The organism is Pseudomonas sp. GOM6 (assembly GCF_029537485.1).
Lineage (GTDB): Bacteria > Pseudomonadota > Gammaproteobacteria > Pseudomonadales > Pseudomonadaceae > Aquipseudomonas.
This window is the reverse complement of the sequence record NZ_JARPUS010000003.1, coordinates 171,811-190,087: the sequence shown is the minus strand read 5'-3', so window position 1 is coordinate 190,087 and position 18,277 is coordinate 171,811. Positions and strand designations below refer to the sequence as shown.

The following is an 18,277-nucleotide window of genomic DNA, read 5'->3' as shown; positions in this document are numbered from 1 at the left end:
CGAGCCCTGCCACAAGGACGTTTTCCCATTCGCCAGCGAACCCCGTACTGATGCTCAGACCCCTGTCTCTGTTCCTCGGCCTGCGCTATACGCGCGCCAAACGCCGCAGTCACTTCGTCTCCTTTATCTCTCTCACGTCGATCATTGGCCTGGCTCTGGGCGTGCTGGTGATGATTGTGGTGCTGTCGGTGATGAATGGCTTCGATCGCGAAATGCGCAATCGCGTGCTCGGCATGGTGCCGCATGCCACGCTGGATAGTGCCACGCCCATCGACGACTGGCGCACCATCGGCGAAGGTTTGGCGCGTCACCCACAGGTGGCGGCGTTGGCGCCCTTCACCCAGATGCAGGGGTTGTTGACCCATAACGGTCAGGTGCAAAAGGTGCTGGTCAATGCCATCGACCCTGCCGAAGAGGGCAAGGTGTCGATCATTGGTGATTACTTCCTCAAGGATCAGGGGGCGCTGGCGTCACTCAAGGCCGGTGAATTCGGCATTCTCATCGGTGATCTGGCGGCGAAGAAGCTGGGCCTGTCGATGGGCGATAAGGTTACCTTTGTGGCGCCGGAGGTGACGGTCACGCCGGCTGGCATGTTCCCGCGCATGAAGCGCTTCACCGTGGTCGGCATCTTCCATGTCGGTGCTGGCGAGGTCGATGGTCATGTGGCCATGGCCCATCTGCAAGACGCCGGACGCCTGTTGCGCCTTAAACCCGGTCAGGTGCAGGGCATTCGCCTCAAGTTGCACGACCTGTTCCAGGCGCCGCAGGTCGCCTGGGAGCTGGCCACGCTGCTGCGCGACCAGGATTTCTACGCCCGCGACTGGACCCGTACCCACGGCGGTTTGTACCAGGCCATCCGCATGGAGAAGGCGATCATCGGCCTGTTGCTGTTGCTGATCGTCGCCGTGGCCGCCTTCAACATCATCTCCACTCTGGTGATGGTGGTGACCGACAAGAAGGCCGACATTGCCATCCTGCGCACCCTGGGCGCCACGCCACGCCAGATCATGCTGACCTTCATGGTGCAGGGTACGGTGATCGGCGTGTTCGGCACGCTCATCGGCGGCGTGCTCGGCGTGCTGGCCGCACTCAACGTCAGTGCCGCGATCAAGTGGCTGGAGGGGGCGCTGGGTATCCACTTCCTCAATGCCGAGGTGTATTTCATCGACTATCTGCCGTCGCAGGTGGTGATGAGCGATGTGGTGCTGGTCTGCGCCGCTGCGCTAATTCTGAGTTTCCTCGCCACCCTTTACCCGGCCTGGCGTGCTGCGCGCACCCAGCCAGCGGAGGCTTTGCGTTATGAGTGACAAGTCCGTCCTGAGTTGCCGCAACCTGGGCAAAAGCTACGAGGAAGGCCCGCAGACGGTCGAGGTGTTGGCTGGCGTGGAGCTGGAGTTGCTGCCTGGCGAGCGCGTGGCCATCGTCGGTTCCTCCGGCTCGGGTAAGAGTACTCTGCTGAATATGCTGGGCGGGCTGGATACACCGAGCCAGGGCAGTGTCTGGTTGGCCGGCGAGGAGCTCTCGGCGTTGAACGAGAAGGCCCGCGGCCTGCTGCGCAACCGGGCGCTGGGCTTTGTTTATCAGTTCCATCATCTGCTGCCCGAGTTCACTGCGCTGGAAAACGTGTGCATGCCATTGTTGATCGGCAAGACACCGATCCCTGAGGCGCGTCAGCGCGCCACGGCCTTGCTGGAACGAGTGGGGCTCGGCCATCGCCTGTCGCACAAGCCGGCCGAACTGTCTGGCGGCGAACGCCAGCGCGTGGCCATCGCTCGTGCCTTGGTCAATCAGCCAGCCCTGGTGCTGCTCGATGAGCCCACCGGTAACCTCGACCAGCATACCGCTCACGGCATTCAGGAATTGATGCGCGAGCTGAGCCGTGATTCGCGCACGGCCTTTCTGGTAGTGACTCACGATCCGCAGCTGGCCGGGCAGATGGATCGCGTGCTGCGCCTGGAAGACGGCAAGCTGGTGGCGGCCTGAGATGTTCAGACCCCTTTCGCTTTTCGTCGGCACCCGCTACACCCGGGCCAAGCGGCGCAATCATTACATCTCCTTCATCTCTCTGACCTCGATGATCGGTCTGGCCCTCGGCGTGCTGGCGATGATCGTGGTGCTGTCGGTCATGAACGGCTTCCAGAAGGAAATGAGTTCACGCATCCTCGGCCTGGTGCCCCATGCCACGCTGGCGGCGGACAAGCCGCTGGATGACTGGCAGGCCGTAGCGGCTGTTGCCATGCGCAACAAGCAGGTAACCGGTGCAGCGCCCTTTGCCGAGCTGGAGGGCATGTTCTCCTACAAAGGCTCGATGCAACCGGTGCAGATCAACGGCATCGACCCGCAGCAGGAGCAGAAAGTCTCCAATATCGCCAAGCACATTACCCAGGGCAGCCTGGATGATCTGCGTGCGGGCGAGTTCGGGGTGGTGATCGGTGAGATCACGGCGCGGCGTTTTCGCCTGAATGTTGGCGATAAGCTGACGCTGATCGTGCCGGAACCGAGCAACAGCGCTTCGGGCATCACTCCGCGCATGTTGCGCCTGACGGTGGCCGGTGTATTCAAGGTTGGCGCCGAGCTGGACGGCAGCCTCGCGCTGATCAACGTCGCGGACGCCAGCAGCATGCTGCGCGCCGAGCCGGGGCAGGTACAGAGTGTGCGCATTGCCCTGAAAGATCTGTACCAGGCGCCCCAGGTGGCGACAGCTATCGTTCAGGAGTTGGGTGTCGGCTACCGTGCCAACGACTGGACGCGCACCCAGGGCAGTCTGTTCAGTGCCATGAAGATGGAGAAGACCATGATCGGTCTGCTGCTGCTGCTGATCATTGCCGTGGCGGCTTTCAACATCATCGCCACACTGATCATGGTGGTGGCCGACAAGCGCGCCGATATCGCCATCCTGCGTACCCTTGGTGCCACGCCGGGGCAGATCATGACGGTGTTCATGGTTCAGGGGACGGTGATTGGTTCCATCGGCACGCTGATTGGTGGCGTGCTGGGTGTGCTGGTTGCGCTCAATGTCAGCGCCTGGATGGCCTGGTTGGAGCGCATCAGCGGCATGCACATCTTTAGTTCCGACGTGTATTTCATCAGCAGTCTGCCGTCGGACCTGCAGGTGACGGATGTGGTGCTGATCTGCGGGGCGGCTTTGCTGATGAGCTTTCTCGCGACGCTCTACCCGGCCTGGCGGGCAGCACAGACCCAGCCAGCCGAGGCGCTGCGCTACGAGTAAAACAAAAAACGCCGCTATTCAGCGGCGTTTTTCATTCAGCGCCCGGCTTTCCACGCGTTTGCGCCAATTGTGGGCTACCCACCAACGCCAGTAAGCCATGGTCAGCCCGTAGGCACTGATGGAGAGCACGCTACCGGTGAGCAGGGAGCCAAACAGAAAGGGCTTCCACAAGGTGGCGAGTTCGCCGGTGATCCAGTCCCAGGTCAGCTCATCGGGTAGCGCGACCGGTGGAATGCCCATCAGCATCGCGCCTAGCTTGTAGGTGCAGTAGAAGATCGGCGGCATGGTGATGGGGTTGGTCAGCCAGACCAGTCCCACCGAGATCGGCATGTTGGCGCGGACCACTATGGCAATAGCGGCGGCGAGCAGCATCTGCATCGGAATCGGCACGAAGGCGGCGAACAGGCCCACGGCCATGGCTCGGGCCACCGAGTGACGGTTCAGGTGCCAGAGGTTGGGATCGTGCAGCAATTTGCCGAGAAAGCGCAGGGATTTGTGCTCCCGGACAAACTGCGGATCGGGCATGTAGCGCTTGAATAGACGACGCGGCATTGAGGCTCTCGGGAAGCTGAGGCGGCGCTATTATGCACGTATGCTGGCGCGTCGGCTCGCCCGCTTTTGTGACACCGATTGACCCAGGATGGGACACTGATGCGTACAGGGATGCTCGCACTGGCGGCAGGCCTTGCCTGCCTGCCGTTTCTTCCGGCCCTGCCACCTGGCTGGCTGCTCGCTGCGTTACTGCCCATCGGTCTGATGCTGTTGCCCTGGCGCACCTATCCTCTGGCGCTGTTCCTGTTTGGCCTGGCGTGGGCCTGTTTTTCCGCGCAACGTGCGCTGGATGATCGGCTTGCCGTCGAGTTGGATGGTCGCACCCTGTGGCTGGAGGGGCGCATCGTCGGATTGCCGGAGAAGGGTGATGGCGTGGTGCGTTTTCAACTAGAGCAGGTCCATGCTCGTCGCCATGACCTACCGCAGCGGTTGCGCCTGTCCTGGTATGACGGTCCCGGGGTACAGGCTGGCGAGCGCTGGCGGCTGGCGGTCAAGCTCAAGCGTCCGCGAGGCCTGGTCAATCCGCAAGGCTTCGACTACGAGGCCTGGCTGCTGGCGCAGCGCATTGGCGCCACGGGAACGGTCAAACAGGGCGAGCGGCTACAGATGGCGGGTGGCTTTGCCTCCTGGCGCGATGATTTGCGCCAGCGCTTGCTGAAGGTCGATGCCCATGGTCGCGAAGGCGCGCTCGCGGCATTGGTGCTGGGCGATGATTCGGGATTGTCACGCGAGGACTGGCGGGTGTTGCAGGACACCGGCACGGTGCATCTGCTGGTGATCTCAGGGCAGCATGTGGCGTTGCTGGCGGCTTTGCTTTATGGCCTGGTTGCCGGGATGGCCCGTCTCGGCTGGTGGCCGCGGCGCCTACCCTGGCTGCCTTGGGCCTGTGGTCTGGCATTTGCTGGCGCCTTGCTGTACGGCCTGCTGGCCGGTTTCGAGGTGCCGGTGCGGCGCGCTTGTGTGATGGTGGCGTTGGTGCTGCTATGGCGTCTGCGCTTTCGCCATCTCGGCGTCTGGCTGCCGTTGCTCATGGCCTGGATTCTGGTGCTGCTGGTGGAGCCACTGGCGACTTTGCAGCCCGGCTTCTGGCTGTCTTTCGGGGCGGTTGCACTGCTGATCCTGGCATTCGCCGGCCGGCTCGGTGCCTGGTCATGGTGGCAGGCCTGGTGGCGGGCGCAGTGGGTGATGGCGCTGGGGCTGATGCCGCTGTTCTTCGCTCTGGCACTACCAATAAGCGTCAGTGCGCCGTTGTGCAACTTGCTGGCGGTGCCCTGGGTGAGCCTGCTGGTGGTGCCGCTGGCATTGCTTGGCACTCTGCTCTTACCTATCCCTGTTGTCGGCGAGGTGCTGCTGGCTGTTGCTGGCGGTCTGTTGGCCTTGTTGTTCCATTTGCTCGCCTGGCTGGCTGCGTGGATGCCGGCTTGGCTGCCCACAGCGGTGCCACTGTGGGCCTGGCTGCTAGGCACGCTGGGTGCTGTGTTATGTCTGCTGCCCGCCGGGTTAACGGTGCGCCTGCCGGGTCTGTTGCTGCTGTCGGCTTTTTTTCTTGCGCCTCAGCCTCAGGTAGCGCTCGGGCAAGCTGAAGTCTGGCAGTTCGATGTCGGCCAGGGGCTGGCGGTGCTGGTGCGCACGCGGGAACACGCGTTGCTGTATGACGCCGGGCCGCGTTTCGCTGATTTCGATCTGGGCGAGCGGGTAGTGTTGCCGTCATTGCGGCAGCTGGGTGTGACCCGGATTGATCAGATGTTGCTGAGCCATGCCGACAGCGATCACGCCGGTGGAGCTCTGGCCATTGCTCATGGCTTGCCAGTCGCTACTGTGCTTAGTGGTGAGGCGCGGGATCTGCCCGCCGAACTGAATGCGCAGCCGTGCAGCGATGGTGCCAGTTGGAGCTGGGATGGCGTGCGCTTTACCACCTGGCGCTGGGCGGCGGCCAAGGAGGGCAATGCGGCCTCCTGCCTGCTCAAGGTTGAGGCCGAGGGAGAGTCCTTGCTGTTGACGGGGGATATCGACAGTTCGACCGAAAGGGCGTTGCTACAAGCGGGGCGGGACGTCAGGGCGGATTGGCTGCAGGTCCCGCATCACGGCAGTCGCAGTTCGTCTTCCGCAGGCTTTCTGGATGCAGTAGGCGCGCATTCGGCGCTGCTTTCACGTGGTTGGCACAACCCCTTCGGGCATCCCGCTCAGCAGGTGCTGGCACGTTACCAAGCGCGCAATATCAGTCTCTATGACAGTGCTGAACGGGGCGCGGTACGGCTGTTATTGGGAGCGGGTGCCGATGCCGATAGCTGGCGCCAGCGTGCGCGTTTCTGGCGGGAAAAATGAGAACCCGAGTGGTCTGCGCCTACGCGACCCTATGCTAGAGTGGCGCCACTTTTCCGAGGGGGATGTACAACCGTGTGGGAACTGGTCAAAGCGGGCGGCTGGATGATGCTGCCGATCATTCTGTGTTCCATCGCTGCTGCCGGCATCATCGCCGAGCGTCTCTGGACCCTGCGGCCGAGCCGCGTCACGCCGTCTCATCTGCTGGGGCAGGTGTGGAAGTGGATCAAGGAGAAGAAGCTCAATAACGAAAAGCTCAAGGAGCTGCGTGCCAACTCTCCCCTCGGACAGATCCTCGCCGCCGGCCTGGCCAACTCCAAGCATGGCCGCGAGATCATGAAGGAGTGCATCGAGGAGGCCGCTGCTCGCGTCATCCACGAGCTGGAACGCTACCTCAATGCCCTCGGCACCATTGCCGGCATCGCGCCGCTGCTGGGCCTGCTCGGCACCGTACTGGGCATGATCGACATCTTCAGTGCCTTCATGGGCGCCAACATGGCCAACGCCGCGGTGCTCGCCGGCGGCATTTCCAAGGCGCTGATCACCACCGCGGCTGGCTTGATGGTGGCGATTCCGGCCCTGTTCTTCCACCGTTTCCTGCAGCGTCGTGTCGACGAGCTGGTCGTGGGTATGGAGCAGGAGGCGATCAAGCTGGTGGAAGTGGTGCAGGGCGATCGTGACGTCGACCTGGGCAGTGTTCCGGGGGGGGGCGTCAAGGAAGCCCGCAAAGAGGGCAAGAAGGCGTGAAATTTCGGCGCAAACCCCGGGAAAACGTCGAGATCAACCTGGCATCGCTAATCGATGTGGTGTTTATCCTGCTGTTGTTCTTCGTGGTCACCACTACGTTCACTCGCGAAACCCAGCTCAAGGTCGACCTGCCGGAGGCAGCCAGTGGTTCGCCTCCCGAGGAAACCCAGCTGAAGCAGCTGGAAGTACTAATCGGCGCGGACGGTAGCTACTCGCTGAATGGCCAAGCGCTGATGAACAACGATCTCGCGGGCCTGATGGCGGCGCTGGGCAAAGAGTCCGGAGGCGACAACAGCCTGCCGCTGGTGATCAGTGCCGATGCCAAGACGCCGCACCAGGCCGTGATTACCGCGATGGATGCTGCCGGCAAGCTGGGCTTCGCTCACCTGCGCATCACCACGGTCGAGGCCGAGGCGCAGCCTTGAGTCTCGCCGACCGCCTGGTCGAGGCCTGGTATACCGGCCATCCGGCGCTGATGCTGTTGCGTCCGCTGGAATGGCTCTACCGCAGCGTGGTGCGGCGTAAACGCCGCGCTTTTGTGGCTTGCGAGGGTGAGATCTACCGGGCGCCAGTGCCGGTGCTGGTGGTCGGTAATGTCACCGTTGGCGGTACCGGTAAAACGCCGATGATTCTCTGGTTGATTGAGCACTGTCGGGCTCGCGGTCTGCGTGTCGGGGTGGTCAGTCGCGGCTATGGTGCGACCCCACCGCAGTTACCTTGGCGCGTGCGCGCCGGGCAGTCGGCTGCCGAAGCGGGGGACGAGCCGCTGTTGATCGTGCAGCGCAGCAGCGTACCGCTGGTGATTGATCCGCAGCGCGCTCGTGCCGTGCAGGCGTTGCTGCAGGAGGAAGCGCTGGATCTGATTCTCTGTGATGACGGACTGCAGCATTATCGTCTCGCCCGTGATCTGGAGCTGGTATTGATCGATGCGGCTCGTGGCCTGGGTAATCGACGCTGTCTGCCCGCCGGCCCATTGCGTGAGCCGGTGGAGCGGCTTGCCGAGGTGGATGCCGTGCTGTGCAACGGCGCCGACAGTGACGATGACCGGGGCTTCGCTTTCCAGCTGCAGCCTTCTGCTCTGATCAATCTTCGCAGCGGCGAGCGAGTCGGGCTCGATTACTTTGCCGCCGGCCAGCAACTGCATGCCGTCGCCGGCATCGGTAACCCGCAGCGTTTCTTCCGTACCCTCGAAGCGCTAAACTGGCGGCCAGTCGCGCATCCCTTCGCCGATCACGCCAGTTACAGCCCGGAAGCGTTGCAGTTCAGCCCTGAGCTGCCGCTGGTGATGACCGAGAAGGATGCAGTGAAATGCCGGGCTTTTGCCGCCGACAACTGGTGGTATTTGGCCGTGGATGCGGCGCCATCGCCGGCCTTCGTTGCCTGGCTCGACCGCGAACTGACCCGTCTACTGCCGGCACAGGCCTGAGTCCCGCCGGCATCTTCAATGCCAGCAAGGACATTCCGATGGACACCAAACTGCTCGATATCCTGGCCTGCCCGGTCTGCAAGGGCCCGTTGCAGCTTTCCGAAGACAAGACCGAGTTGATCAGCAAGGGCGCTGGCCTGGCCTATCCGATCCGCGACGGCATTCCGGTGATGCTGGAGAGCGAAGCCCGTACCCTGACCGTCGACGAGCGCCTGGACAAGTAAATGAGCACTGCCTTCACCGTTGTCATCCCGGCCCGTTTCGCCTCCAGTCGACTGCCCGGCAAGCCGCTGCAGGACATCGCAGGCAAGCCCATGGTTCAGCATGTCTGGGAACAGGCCAAGAAAAGCTCCGCGAGCCGTGTCGTTGTGGCCACCGACGATGCGCGCATCCTCGAAGCCTGTCAGGGCTTCGGCGCGGAAGTGCTGATCACTCGCGTCGATCACAATTCCGGTACCGACCGCCTGGCCGAAGTAGCCAGCCAGCTGGGTCTGGAGAACGATGCGATTGTGGTCAATGTGCAGGGCGACGAACCACTGGTTCCGCCAAGTATCATCGACCAGGTAGCCGCCAACTTGGCTGCCAATCCGCAGGCCGGCATCGCTACCCTGGCGGAGCCGATCGAGGATGTGCAGGCGCTGTTCAACCCCAATGTGGTCAAGGTCGTGACCGACAAGAATGGCCTCGCCTTGACCTTCAGTCGCGCACCGCTGGCCTGGGCTCGTGATGCCTTCGCCAAGAGTCGCGAGGTGTTGCCGGAAGGCGTGCCCTACCGCCGCCATATCGGCATCTACGCGTACCGCGCTGGCTTCCTGCATGACTTCGTGGCCTGGGGGCCGTGTTGGCTGGAAGACACCGAGTGCCTGGAGCAGCTGCGTGCCCTGTGGCATGGCGTGCGCATCCACGTCGCCGACGCGCTGGAGGCTCCGGCGGCGGGCGTCGATACGCCGGAAGACCTGGAGCGGGTACGTCGCCTGCTGGGGGCCTGATGCGCGTTCTGTTCGTCTGCATGGGCAATATCTGCCGCTCGCCTACCGCCGAGGGTGTCTTTCGCCAGCGCCTGCAGCAGGCTGGATTGCTGGAGCAGGTAACGGTGGACTCCGCCGGTACTGGCGACTGGCATGTGGGTAAGGCACCTGACAGTCGCTCCAGCCAGGCCGCGTTGCGTCGCGGATATGACCTGTCCAGTCTGCGGGCGCGACAAGTGACGGCTGCGGATTTCGATCGATTTGATCTGATCCTGGCCATGGATCAGGACAACCTGGCCCGTCTGCAAGCCCTGCGTCCCCAGGGGCGAGGTGCGGAGCTGGATCTGTTCTTGCGTCGTTACGACGTGGCGCTGGACGAGGTGCCTGACCCTTACTACGGCGGTGCCGATGGTTTCGAGCAGGTGCTGGATCTAATCGAGCAGGCCAGCGATGGTTTACTGGCGGAAATACGGGGGCGCTTGTGAGCCTGACTCTGCAGGAAGCGGTTTCCCTCAAGCCATTCAACACCTTTGGCGTCGAGGTGCAGGCGCGATGGTTTGCTGAGGCGCGCACCGATGATGAGGTGCGTACCGCGTTGGCGGAGGCCGAGCGGCGCGGCATTTCGTTGCTGCCGGTCGGAGGGGGCAGCAATCTGCTGCTGACAGCTGATGTCGATGCCTTGGTGCTGCGCATGGCCAGTCGCGGCCTGCGCATACTCGAAGATGACGGCGAGCGCGTTGTGGTGGAGGCGGAGGCGGGTGAGCCCTGGCATCCCTTCGTGCAGTGGAGTCTGGCCCAGGGACTTTGTGGGCTAGAGAACCTTAGCCTGATTCCCGGCACTGTCGGTGCCGCGCCGATGCAGAACATCGGTGCCTACGGTGTCGAGATCAAGGACGTGTTCGTCGGGCTGACTGCGCTGGATCGCCAGACTGGCGAGTTGCGCGAGTTTGCTCTGGAGGAGTGCGCCTTCGCCTATCGCGATAGCCTGTTCAAGCAGCAGCCGGGGCGCTGGCTGATCCTGCGTGTGCGTTTTGCTCTAAGCCGCAAGATGGCACTGCATCTGGATTACGGCCCGGTGCGCCAGCGTCTGCAGGCCGAAGGTATCGAGGTGCCAAGTGCGGCGGATGTCAGTCGAGCCATCTGCGCCATCCGCAGCGAGAAGCTGCCAGACCCGGTCGTGCTGGGCAATGCCGGCAGCTTCTTCAAGAATCCGCTGGTGCCAGTCGAGCTGGCCGAACGCATTCGTGCCGAGCACGCCGACCTGGTCAGCTATCCGGCGGGCGAGGGGCAGGTGAAGCTCGCCGCTGGCTGGCTGATCGAGCGCGCCGGCTGGAAAGGCTTTCGCGAGGGTGACGCCGGCGTGCATCGCCTGCAGGCGCTGGTGCTGGTCAACTACGGCTCAGCCACAGGCGCTCAGTTGCTGGCGCTGGCGCGGCGTATCCAGGCGGATATCCTGGCGAGATTTGGTATAGCGCTGGAAATTGAGCCGAATATTTTCTGAGCTGCTCTGTTTCAGTGGGAGTGGCTTAAGCCGCGATATGCTGATCTAAAGCTGTTCCCGCCGCATATCCCAGGCATAAAAAAGCCCCGCACCAGGCGGGGCTTTTCATTGCAGCTAACGCTTAGACCTGAACAGCAGGGATCTTGGCGTTGGCGGCGGCTTCGCGGTACTCGGCGATCTGGTCGAAGCTCAGGTAGCGGTAAACGTCGGCAGCCATGCTGTCGATGTTCTTCGCGTACTCCATGTACTCCTCGACGGTCGGCAGCTTGCCGATGATCGAAGCGACCGCTGCCAGTTCGGCGGAGGCCAGGTACACGTTGGTGGCGTCGCCTAGACGGTTCGGGAAGTTACGGGTGGAGGTGGAAACCACGGTCGCACCAGTCTTCACGCGTGCCTGGTTACCCATGCACAGCGAGCAGCCTGGCATTTCCATGCGCGCACCGGCCTTGCCGTAGATGCCGTAGTAGCCTTCCTCGACCAGCTGATGCTGGTCCATTTTGGTCGGCGGAGCCAGCCACAGGGTGGTCGGAATGCCGCCCTTGACCTTTTCCAGCAGCTTGCCGGCAGCACGGAAGTGACCGATGTTGGTCATGCACGAACCGATGAACACTTCGTCGATCTTCTCGCCCTGTACGGTGGACAGCAGGCGAGCGTCGTCCGGGTCGTTCGGGGCGCACAGAACCGGCTCCTTGACGTCGGCCAGATCGATTTCGATCACGGCAGCGTACTCGGCGTCCTTGTCGGCTTCCAGCAGTTGCGGGTTGGCCAGCCAGGCTTCCATGGCCTGGGCGCGACGCTCCAGGGTACGGGCATCGCCGTAACCTTCGCCGATCATCCAGCGCAGCATGGTGATGTTGGACTTCAGGTACTCGGCGATGGCGCTTTCCGGCAGCTTGATGGTGCAGCCAGCCGCGGAGCGCTCGGCGGAGGCGTCGGACAGCTCGAAGGCTTGTTCAACGGTCAGCTCGTCCAGACCTTCGATTTCGAGGATGCGGCCGGAGAAGATGTTCTTCTTGCCTTTCTTCTCGACGGTCAGCAGGCCGGCCTGGATGGCGTAGTAGGGAATGGCATGGACCAGGTCACGCAGGGTGATGCCCGGCTGCAGCTTGCCCTTGAAGCGCACCAGAACGGATTCCGGCATGTCCAGCGGCATGACGCCGGTGGCAGCGGCGAAGGCGACCAGACCGGAACCGGCCGGGAAGGAGATGCCCATCGGGAAGCGGGTGTGCGAGTCACCACCGGTACCCACGGTGTCCGGCAGCAGCATGCGGTTCAGCCAGCTGTGGATGATGCCGTCGCCCGGACGCAGGGACACGCCGCCGCGGGTCATGATGAAGTCCGGCAGGGTGTGGTGGGTGTTGACGTCGATCGGCTTCGGATAAGCCGCGGTGTGGCAGAAGGACTGCATGACCAGGTCGGCGGAGAAGCCCAGGCACGCCAGGTCTTTCAGCTCGTCGCGGGTCATCGGGCCGGTGGTGTCCTGCGAACCAACGGTGGTCATCTTCGGCTCGCAGTAGGTGCCCGGGCGTACGCCTTGACCTTCCTGCAGGCCGCAGGCGCGACCGACCATTTTCTGAGCGAGGGTGAAACCCTTGCCGCTGTCGGCCGGAGCAACCGGCTTCTTGAACAGAGTGGACGGAGCCAGACCCAGCTCGGCGCGGGCTTTCTCGGTCAGGCCGCGGCCGACGATCAGCGGGATGCGGCCGCCAGCGCGGACTTCGTCCAGCAGCACGTCGGTCTTCAGCTGGAAGCTGGTGACCAGTTCGTCGCTGCCGTTGCGGCGTACTTCACCTTTGTACGGGTACACGTCGATGACGTCGCCCATGGCCAGGTTGGTGCAGTCGAATTCGATCGGTAGGGCGCCGGCATCTTCCATGGTGTTGTAGAAGATCGGGGCGATCTTGGTACCGAAGCAGAAGCCGCCAGCGCGCTTGTTCGGCACGTTCGGGATGTCGTCGCCGAAGAACCACAGCACCGAGTTGGTGGCGGACTTACGGGAGGAACCGGTACCGACCACGTCACCGACGTAGGCAACCGGGAAGCCTTTGGCTTTCAGTGCTTCCATCTGCTGGATGGGGCCGACGGAGCCCGGCTGATCCGGGTTGATGCCGTCGCGGGCCATTTTCAGCATGGCCAGGGCGTGCAGCGGGATGTCCGGACGGGACCAGGCATCCGGAGCCGGCGACAGGTCGTCGGTGTTGGTTTCGCCGGTGACCTTGAACACGGTCAGGGTGACTTTTTCCGGAACGGCTGGGCGGTTGACGAACCACTCGCCATCCGCCCAGGACTGCATGACAGCCTTGGCGTGGGCATTGCCGGCCTTGGCTTTCTCGGCGACGTCGTGGAAAGCGTCGAACATCAGCAGGGTGTGCTTGAGTTGCGCGGCGGCGACTTCAGCCAGTTCGGCGCTGTCCAGCAGCTCGACTAGGGTGGCGATGTTGTAGCCGCCCTGCATGGTGCCCAGCAGCTCTACGGCGAGCTTCTTGTCGACCAGCGGGGAGGTGGCTTCGCCCTTGGCGACAGCGGAGAGGAAACCGGCCTTGACGTAGGCAGCCTCGTCAACGCCCGGCGGTACACGGTTGGTCAGCAGGTCAACCAGGAAGGCTTCTTCGCCGGCGGGAGGATTCTTCAGCAGCTCGACCAGGCCTGCGGTTTGCTCGGCGTTCAGCGGCTGGGGGACGATACCCAGCGCGGCGCGCTCTTCTACGTGTTTGCGATAGGCTTCAAGCACAGTTATACCCTCATCAGTGGTCGCGGTGACCCGCAACGCTTATCCACAAAACCATCGCACATCGCGCCGCTACGCTTTGTGGGCGTACTGGCCGGTGTGTCGAAAGCCTCATACTAGAAGCTGTTTTCAAAGTTTTACGCCGCAGGAAGCGGGTGGATGAGGGCTGGCGCAGGGCTGCTGCGCCAACGACGTTCCTGGCGGATCAACTGTGCTCGTGACGCTTTGAAAACAGCTTCTGACGGACATCGGCGCCTAAAAAGGCGGTCCGATTCTACTGGATGCCTGCGGCAAAGTTAAGCGCAAACCCCGATCCTGTCGGCTGCTCGTCGCTTGGTCGAGAGGTCTATAAGCGTCTTATCAGTCATGATGACCCTGTCCGGGGGAGTCGCTATCATGGGCAGCCTGTATCACTGCGCCCCGTTTTCCCCATGCCCAATCAACGCATCAAGACGCCTTGCGTCGGCCTCTGCTCCACGGTTTACGGTGACCAGGTGTGCCGCGGTTGCAAGCGCTTTCATCATGAGGTGGTGAACTGGAACGCATACAACGATGAGGAGAAGCGAGCGGTCTGGCGGCGTTTGGAGGTGCTGCTGGTGCAGGTGATGCAGGGCAAGGTCGAAGTCTTCGATCCTGCGTTGCTACGGGCGCAGCTGGAACAACGGCAGGTGCGCTTTGTGCCTGAGCAGTCGGAGTACTGCTGGGCCTATCAGCTCATTGCCCGAGCGTCGCGTCTGATCAATCGCCTGGATGCCTATGGCATGGCACTGTTGCCGGAGTTTCGCGACTGGCCTCTGCCAGAGCTGCGCGAGGCCATTGATCGGGAGTTTTTCCTGCTCTCGGAGGCGCATTACGAGCGCTACATCGCGCCACGCTTTCTGCGCGAAGGTGTTGAAAGTCGCGTCTGAGTCCGGTTGTTACATTAAAAAGCCGCCCTCAGGCGGCTTTTTCTTTTTGCCGGCTCAGCGCTGAGCAACGAGCTCTTCGAGGTGGGCGATGATGTCATCTGGCTTGAGTACTAGTACGTCGCTTTCCAGTGCATCCAGTACGACTTCCGCAGTGTTGCCGATCAAGGCGCCGGATAGCCCCGTGCGGGCGACAGTACCAATCACGGTCACTGCTGCGCCGAGTTTCTGAGCGGTGTAGGGGATCAGTACGTCAGCGGGGCCTTCTGCCACATGCAGACGCTCATCGTCGACATCGAACTCAGCCTGGAAGGATTTGCACTGCTCGCGGTAGCGCGCTTCGATGGTTTCCTTGAGCTGGAAGGTCGGATCCGCCGCCGAGAGCATGGGCGAGGGGTGAGCGCTGATCACGTGCAGGGTGCCATTGGCCAGGCGGGCGATGTCGTAGCCGTGGCTGACGATACCGGAGTGCAGGGTGCGATGTTCAGCGTCGCTATTGCCCACATCAACCGCGGCGAGAATGATGCCGCCGTTCCACGGGGTGGAGGTTTTCACCATGAGCACCGGGCTCGGGCAATAACGCAGCAGTTTCCAATCCTCGGGGGTGAGTAGTGCTTTCTTCAGTGGGTTGTCGGGTACGTGCTGTTTGACCACCAGGCCGCACCCTGACGATTGCTGGGCGGCAACGATGGTCTGGTAGATGCCATCATTCCAGGCCTGCTGGGTGCTGACGCTAAAGCCTTCTTCCTGCAGATGGGCTCGTTGTTCATCGAGGTAGGCGCTGTGATCGGCTTTCTTGTCACAGACCAGTAGATGCAGATGCGACTGGGTCACGCCGGCGATCAATTTGGCGCGTTTGAGTGCGAGCCCTTCGGGCTGCTGCGGATCCATCACCACCAGAATGCTGCGTATGGCTTGCATGTGCCTCTCCCTTTGAAGTGCTTGGATGCAGCCCACTATAGAGGTGGCCGCGGGCGGCGCTATTGACCTGCATCACGGCATCGCTGGCCCTGTGCGCCCTCATCCGTATAATGGCCCGCCTCATCCCTGCCTGCCAGCATTCGCCCCGTGAATACCGCTCTCGATATCCATGAGTTTCTCGCCTGTCCAACCCCGACAGCCTGGGTCGAAGCCGCCCTGGCTGACCAGGAAACCTTGCTGATCGACCACAAGAACAACGAGTTCAAGGCGGCCTCCACGGCCATGGCACTGATCGCCAAGTACAACCAGTCGCTGGATCTGGTCAATTTCATGTCGCGCCTGGCTCGTGAGGAGTTGGTGCACCATGAACAGGTACTGCGCATCATGAAGAAGCGTCGTATCGAAGCGCGCCCGATTTCGGCGTCCCGCTACGCTTCCGGCTTGCGCAAGCAGGTGCGTAACCATGAGCCGCAGAAGCTGGTGGATACCCTAGTGGTAGGGGCTTTTATCGAAGCGCGCAGCTGTGAACGTTTTGAAGCCTTGGTGCCGCACCTGGATGAAGAGTTGGGCAAGTTCTATGGGGGGCTGCTGAAGTCAGAGTCCCGGCATTTTCAGGGTTACCTGAAGCTGGCTTATCAGTATGGCGAAGCAACCGATGTTGAGCGAACTGTGGAGCGGGTTCGTGAGGCCGAGCGCGAGCTGATCGAGTCTCCTGACCAGGAATTTCGTTTCCACAGTGGCGTGCCGCAGTCCTGAGCTTTTGTTGCGGGCATAAAAAAGCCGGACCAAGGTCCGGCTTTTTCGTTTTCGGGCTGAATCAGGCTGCGACGAAGCTGGCCTGGCAGGCGAGAGCCGCGTGGCCACTCTGTACTTCGCTCAGTGTGTCGCGCACTACCTGCTTGGCCAGGCATGCGCACTTGCCGCACTGGGTTGCCACACCGAGGCTTTCGCGTACGTCACGGTAGCTGCAGCAGCCTTCGTAAATGGCTTCGCGAATTTGACCGTCGGTGACACCCTGGCAGAGGCAGACGTACATGTGGCGATCTCGAATGAGAGTGAGTTGCTGTTGCGGAAGGATACTAATGTTAATGAGAATGCTTGTCAAAGCTTGATATGCATTCTTCCTATTGGCCGGATAGACGGCGCCCTCGGTGGTGGCGTCAGTTTGGTCGGTAAGTAACGAGCATAAAAAAACCGGCCGAAGCCGGTTTTACGGGGATGTCGCAATTACTGATCGAATTCGTCCCAACCGCCCATTTCCTTCCAGCGGTTGACGATGCCACAGAACAGCTCAGCGGTTTTCTCGGTGTCGTAGCGCGCGGAGTGCGCTTCCTTGCCGTCGAAGTCGATGCCGGCGGCCTGACAGGCCTTGGCCAGCACGGTCTGGCCATAGGCCAAGCCGGCCAGTGTCGCGGTATCGAAGCTGGAGAAGGGGTGGAACGGGTTGCGCTTGATATCGCAGCGGGCCACGGCGGCATTGAGAAAGCCGAGGTCGAAGCTGCTGTTGTGGCCGACCAGAATGGCGCGTTTGCAGCCATTGCTTTTGATCGACTTGCGCAGGCCGCGGAAAATTTCGGTCAGCGCGTGCTCTTCGCTCACGGCCATGCGCAGCGGGTGATCCAGCTTGATGCCGGTGAACTCCAATGCCGCCTGTTCGATGTTGGCGCCTTCGAAAGGCTCGATGCGGAAGAAGTGCGTGTGGTCCGGGTAAAGGAAACCACCTTCGTCCATGGCAATGGTGGTGGCCGCGATCTCCAGCAAGGCGTCGGTGGCGGCGTTGAAGCCGCCGGTTTCCACATCCACGACCACCGGCAGGTAGCCGCGAAAGCGCGCGGCCATCGGGTGGCGTGGGCCGGAGGGAAGGCTGCCGTCGAGTTCGTCGTCGAAATGTTCTTCGCTCACGCGTGTTCCTCCAGCAGGCGCCAGCGCAGCTTCTCGCCAGCGCGCAGCGGGATCACCAGGTTATCGCCCAGCGGCAGTTCGCTTGGGCCGACCCAGTCTTCGCGTACCAGGGTGATGTGGTCGGTATTGCGCGGCAGCCCATAGAAGTCAGGACCGTGCAGGCTGGCGAAGCCTTCCAGCTTGTCCAGTGCGCCGCGTTGTTCGAAGGCTTCGGCGTAGAGTTCGATGGCGGCATGCGCGGTGTAGCAGCCGGCGCAGCCGCAGGCCGCTTCCTTGGCGTGTTTGGCGTGCGGTGCCGAGTCGGTGCCTAGGAAGAACTTCACATTGCCGCTGGTGGCGGCATCCAGCAGGGCGTCCTGATGGGTGTTGCGCTTGAGGATCGGCAAGCAATAGAAGTGTGGGCGAATGCCGCCGACCAGCATGTGGTTGCGGTTGTACAGCAGATGGTGGGCGGTGATGGTGGCGCCAACGTTTGCCGGAGCGGCTTTGACGAAGGCGGCTGCATCGCCGGTAGTGATGTGCTCGAACACCACCTTTAGGCTGGGGAAGCGCTCGACCACGCGTACCAGGTGCTCGTCGATGAAGCGCTTCTCGCGATCGAACACGTCGACATCGGCATGGGTCACTTCGCCGTGTACGAGCAGCGGTAGGCCGACCTCGGCCATGGCTTCCAGCACAGGGAAGATGTTGTCGATGCTGGTCACGCCGGAGTCGGAGTTGGTGGTGGCGCCGGCCGGATACAGTTTGGCGGCGTGCACGAAACCACTGGCCTTGGCGGTGCGTACGTCCTCGGCAGTGGTCTTGTCGGTGAGATAGAGCACCATCAGTGGCTCGAAGCGGTTCCCGGCCGGGCGAGCGGCCAGGATGCGCTGGCGGTAGGCGTCGGCCTCGGTGCTGTTGCGAACCGGCGGCACCAGATTGGGCATGATGATGGCGCGGGCGAAGGTTCGCGCGACGTCGCGGACGGTGTGCTGCAGGACAGCACCATCGCGCAGATGGATGTGCCAGTCGTCGGGGCGCAGCAAGGTAATGCGGTCAGACATGGGGATTCCCAGCAGGTAAAACGTGGAGAAATG

19 protein-coding genes are annotated in these 18,277 nt (G+C 62.4%); 13 read left to right on the top strand and 6 right to left on the bottom strand.

What is annotated here, in order from left to right; translation table 11 throughout:
- The first annotated feature begins 50 nt into the window (after positions 1-50).
- The 3 genes from P7A97_RS05490 to P7A97_RS05480 are packed head-to-tail and all read left to right on the top strand — an operon-like array spanning position 51 to position 3,229.
- Positions 51-1,307 (top strand): lipoprotein-releasing ABC transporter permease subunit, encoded by a 1,257-nt coding sequence (locus tag P7A97_RS05490; protein WP_277688936.1) that lies wholly within the window; start codon positions 51-53, stop codon positions 1,305-1,307.
- Positions 1,300-1,983 carry a lipoprotein-releasing ABC transporter ATP-binding protein LolD gene (gene lolD, locus P7A97_RS05485; RefSeq protein WP_277688935.1) on the top strand — a complete coding sequence of 228 codons (684 nt, stop codon included), beginning with the start codon at positions 1,300-1,302 and terminating at the stop codon, positions 1,981-1,983. Before P7A97_RS05490 ends, lolD begins: the two co-directional genes overlap by 8 nt.
- Position 1,984: 1 nt before the next feature.
- A complete protein-coding gene (locus P7A97_RS05480) occupies positions 1,985-3,229 on the top strand; it encodes a lipoprotein-releasing ABC transporter permease subunit (protein WP_277688934.1) in 1,245 nt (414 codons plus the stop codon).
- Positions 3,230-3,247: 18 nt separating this feature from the next.
- On the opposite strand, the gene P7A97_RS05475 is transcribed toward P7A97_RS05480, so the two are convergent.
- On the bottom strand, positions 3,248-3,781 hold the full coding sequence (locus P7A97_RS05475) for a DUF2062 domain-containing protein (protein ID WP_277688933.1): 534 nt from the start codon (positions 3,779-3,781) through the stop codon (positions 3,248-3,250).
- 99 nt (positions 3,782-3,880) lie between these two features.
- On the opposite strand from P7A97_RS05475, the gene P7A97_RS05470 reads away from it, so the two are divergent.
- The 8 genes from P7A97_RS05470 to murB all read left to right on the top strand — a co-directional run bounded on the left by P7A97_RS05470 (position 3,881) and on the right by murB (position 10,745).
- Positions 3,881-6,106: a DNA internalization-related competence protein ComEC/Rec2 gene (locus P7A97_RS05470; protein ID WP_277688932.1), complete on the top strand. Its 2,226-nt coding sequence runs from the start codon at positions 3,881-3,883 to the stop codon at positions 6,104-6,106.
- Positions 6,107-6,178: 72 nt separating this feature from the next.
- Positions 6,179-6,850: a MotA/TolQ/ExbB proton channel family protein gene (locus P7A97_RS05465; protein WP_277688931.1), complete on the top strand. Its 672-nt coding sequence runs from the start codon at positions 6,179-6,181 to the stop codon at positions 6,848-6,850.
- On the top strand, positions 6,847-7,275 hold the full coding sequence (locus P7A97_RS05460) for a biopolymer transporter ExbD (protein ID WP_277688930.1): 429 nt from the start codon (positions 6,847-6,849) through the stop codon (positions 7,273-7,275). The genes P7A97_RS05465 and P7A97_RS05460 overlap by 4 nt, the downstream gene beginning before the upstream one ends.
- Positions 7,272-8,276, top strand: coding sequence for a tetraacyldisaccharide 4'-kinase (gene lpxK, locus P7A97_RS05455; RefSeq protein ID WP_277688929.1), 1,005 nt, complete (start codon positions 7,272-7,274; stop codon positions 8,274-8,276). The genes P7A97_RS05460 and lpxK overlap by 4 nt, the downstream gene beginning before the upstream one ends.
- Positions 8,277-8,314: 38 nt before the next feature.
- Positions 8,315-8,500 (top strand): Trm112 family protein, encoded by a 186-nt coding sequence (locus P7A97_RS05450; protein ID WP_068826273.1) that lies wholly within the window; start codon positions 8,315-8,317, stop codon positions 8,498-8,500.
- Entirely contained in the window at positions 8,501-9,265 is a 765-nt protein-coding gene (kdsB, locus tag P7A97_RS05445; RefSeq protein ID WP_277688928.1) for a 3-deoxy-manno-octulosonate cytidylyltransferase, read from the top strand. It begins immediately after the preceding gene.
- On the top strand, positions 9,265-9,729 hold the full coding sequence (locus P7A97_RS05440; protein ID WP_277688927.1) for a low molecular weight protein-tyrosine-phosphatase: 465 nt from the start codon (positions 9,265-9,267) through the stop codon (positions 9,727-9,729). Before kdsB ends, P7A97_RS05440 begins: the two co-directional genes overlap by 1 nt.
- Positions 9,726-10,745, top strand: a complete 1,020-nt coding sequence (gene murB, locus P7A97_RS05435; RefSeq protein WP_277688926.1) for a UDP-N-acetylmuramate dehydrogenase — start codon at positions 9,726-9,728, stop codon at positions 10,743-10,745. Before P7A97_RS05440 ends, murB begins: the two co-directional genes overlap by 4 nt.
- Positions 10,746-10,866: 121 nt before the next feature.
- Here the strand turns inward: murB and acnB are convergent, their stop codons facing one another.
- A complete protein-coding gene (gene acnB, locus P7A97_RS05430; protein WP_277688925.1) occupies positions 10,867-13,476 on the bottom strand; it encodes a bifunctional aconitate hydratase 2/2-methylisocitrate dehydratase in 2,610 nt (869 codons plus the stop codon).
- Between the two features lie 428 nt (positions 13,477-13,904).
- Between acnB and P7A97_RS05425 the strand changes: the two genes are divergently transcribed.
- Positions 13,905-14,381 (top strand): DUF1289 domain-containing protein, encoded by a 477-nt coding sequence (locus P7A97_RS05425; protein WP_277688924.1) that lies wholly within the window; start codon positions 13,905-13,907, stop codon positions 14,379-14,381.
- Between the two features lie 54 nt (positions 14,382-14,435).
- Here the strand turns inward: P7A97_RS05425 and P7A97_RS05420 are convergent, their stop codons facing one another.
- Positions 14,436-15,299 (bottom strand): universal stress protein, encoded by an 864-nt coding sequence (locus P7A97_RS05420; protein WP_277688923.1) that lies wholly within the window; start codon positions 15,297-15,299, stop codon positions 14,436-14,438.
- 147 nt (positions 15,300-15,446) lie between these two features.
- Here P7A97_RS05420 and miaE point away from each other — a divergent pair, with 147 nt between their 5' ends.
- Positions 15,447-16,055 (top strand): tRNA isopentenyl-2-thiomethyl-A-37 hydroxylase MiaE, encoded by a 609-nt coding sequence (gene miaE / locus P7A97_RS05415; protein WP_277688922.1) that lies wholly within the window; start codon positions 15,447-15,449, stop codon positions 16,053-16,055.
- A gap of 61 nt (positions 16,056-16,116) precedes the next feature.
- Here the strand turns inward: miaE and P7A97_RS05410 are convergent, their stop codons facing one another.
- The 3 genes from P7A97_RS05410 to pyrC all read right to left on the bottom strand — a co-directional run bounded on the left by P7A97_RS05410 (position 16,117) and on the right by pyrC (position 18,244).
- Positions 16,117-16,335: a bacterioferritin-associated ferredoxin gene (locus tag P7A97_RS05410; protein ID WP_277688921.1), complete on the bottom strand. Its 219-nt coding sequence runs from the start codon at positions 16,333-16,335 to the stop codon at positions 16,117-16,119.
- A gap of 191 nt (positions 16,336-16,526) precedes the next feature.
- Positions 16,527-17,201 carry a ribonuclease T gene (gene rnt, locus P7A97_RS05405; protein WP_277688920.1) on the bottom strand — a complete coding sequence of 225 codons (675 nt, stop codon included), beginning with the start codon at positions 17,199-17,201 and terminating at the stop codon, positions 16,527-16,529.
- On the bottom strand, positions 17,198-18,244 hold the full coding sequence (gene pyrC, locus P7A97_RS05400) for a dihydroorotase (RefSeq protein WP_277688919.1): 1,047 nt from the start codon (positions 18,242-18,244) through the stop codon (positions 17,198-17,200). The genes rnt and pyrC overlap by 4 nt, the downstream gene beginning before the upstream one ends.
- Between the last annotated feature and the right edge of the window lie 33 nt (positions 18,245-18,277).